At 67.7% G+C, this 1,375-nt stretch carries 3 protein-coding genes; 1 reads left to right on the plus strand and 2 read right to left on the minus strand.

Annotation, left to right across the window (positions count from 1 at the left end; translation table 11 throughout):
- Nucleotides 1-104: 104 nt before the first annotated feature.
- Both ACWD5O_RS37170 and ACWD5O_RS37175 read right to left on the minus strand, forming a co-directional pair.
- The gene (locus tag ACWD5O_RS37170; RefSeq protein ID WP_354967230.1) at nt 105-278 is read right to left on the minus strand and encodes a hypothetical protein; all 174 of its coding nucleotides are present in this window, start codon (nt 276-278) and stop codon (nt 105-107) included.
- On the minus strand, nt 275-493 hold the full coding sequence (locus ACWD5O_RS37175; RefSeq protein ID WP_450088179.1) for a flavin reductase: 219 nt from the start codon (nt 491-493) through the stop codon (nt 275-277). The genes ACWD5O_RS37170 and ACWD5O_RS37175 overlap by 4 nt, the downstream gene beginning before the upstream one ends.
- 371 nt (nt 494-864) lie before the next feature.
- On the opposite strand from ACWD5O_RS37175, the gene ACWD5O_RS37180 reads away from it, so the two are divergent.
- Nucleotides 865-1,266, plus strand: coding sequence for a GntR family transcriptional regulator (locus tag ACWD5O_RS37180; RefSeq protein WP_210916389.1), 402 nt, complete (start codon nt 865-867; stop codon nt 1,264-1,266).
- Nucleotides 1,267-1,375: the final 109 nt, after the last annotated feature.

The raw sequence follows: 1,375 nt of genomic DNA on the forward strand, positions 1-1,375 counted from the left end.
CCGGTGCCAGGACGACTGGCACGCCGGGTTCGGGAGGCGGCCCAAGGAAACGGACCGGTCGAAACACCAGCACCGCGCCTTGGGTCGACCTCACAGTGCTGGCATCAGACGAGACGCTGGATGCGTACCTTCGCACGCTCGTTCCTGAGGTGGCGTTGCTTGTGCTGGCGGACCTGCTCGTCCCAGACCTCCTGGTCGTAGTCCGGGTCTGGCGGGATCCACTTGTGCGAGCCGTCGCTGTAGTGGAACTTCTCGTCACTGGGTCGCAGGATGCTCATCGAGTCCAGCCGAGGAAGCGGTAGTGCAGGTGGCCTGCGGGGACGTGGGTCAGGTCGTGGGCGGCTTCGACGAGTTGGGCTGCCAGGTAGAGGGTGAGCGACACCGGGGCTCGGTCGTACTCCGCTCGCAGCGCTCGACGGCGGGTGTGGCAGGGCCAGTCGGCACCGCAGCCACCGCAGGTCCAGGCCGGCGTGATCGGGAGGTGGTTGGTCACTTCGGCTCCCTCTGCTCGGCCGGCGGTTCCGATGACGGAGCGGATAGCCGGCCGTCCTCTGAGGGCCAGTGACCCCGGTTGATCGGGATTCGATGCCTCGCATGGCAGGGCAACTCGCCCCCGCATCGGCAGACCTTCCGCCATCGCTGCCATGACCAGACCGGCCGGTGCCGCCTCGCCAGGGTTAGCGCGACAGCCACCAAGTACTCCTCGTACGACACGCGAGGCACCAGGTCTCCCCTCGGGCATTCTTCGATCTCACGGGCAGGTGGAGCCGGCCGTTGGCTGTTGCCCCAGCTCATGTCACCGTAACGACGTAGGACTGTAGATACAATAAGATGTAGAACTGTTGGACACGTAGCGTCACATTCGTGATCGACCCCAGCGCGGATCGCGCCGTGTTCCGGCAGCTCGCAGACCTTCTGCGAGACCGGATCGCGTCTGGCGACCTCGCGCCCGGGGCCTCGCTTCCCAGCGAGCTGCGGTTGGCTCAGGAGTACGGGCTGAGCCGCACGAGCGTCCGACAGGCTGTAGCGCTACTCCGGTCGGAAGGGCTCGTGATCGTGGAACCACCGCGCGGCACATTCGTCCGCGCCGACGAGCCGACCGAAACGGTGACCCTCCTCAAGGGCGACACCGCCACCGCTCGGATGCCCACCCCCGCCGAACGGCGCGAGCTGGAGATCGGTGAGGGCATCCCGGTCATCGTGATCTTCCGCGCCGACGGCTCGCGCCAGGTGTACTCTGCCGACCGCATCCGCGTCGGCCGCTGACCGATCCCCGCCGCCGCCACGCAGACTGCAGAACTGGCTGCGCGGCGTCTCCTACCCCAACCCGGCACGAGCCGGGCTGCTGCACGCCCATCTGCTTGCGGCTACCCGC

The sequence above is a fragment of the Micromonospora sp. NPDC005161 genome (genome assembly GCF_053599855.1).

What these genes read in the sequence shown, in the direction of transcription:
- ACWD5O_RS37170 (WP_354967230.1), bottom strand. Translation starts at nt 278, where the DNA reads ATGAGCATCCTGCGACCCAGTGACGAGAAGTTCCACTACAGCGACGGC.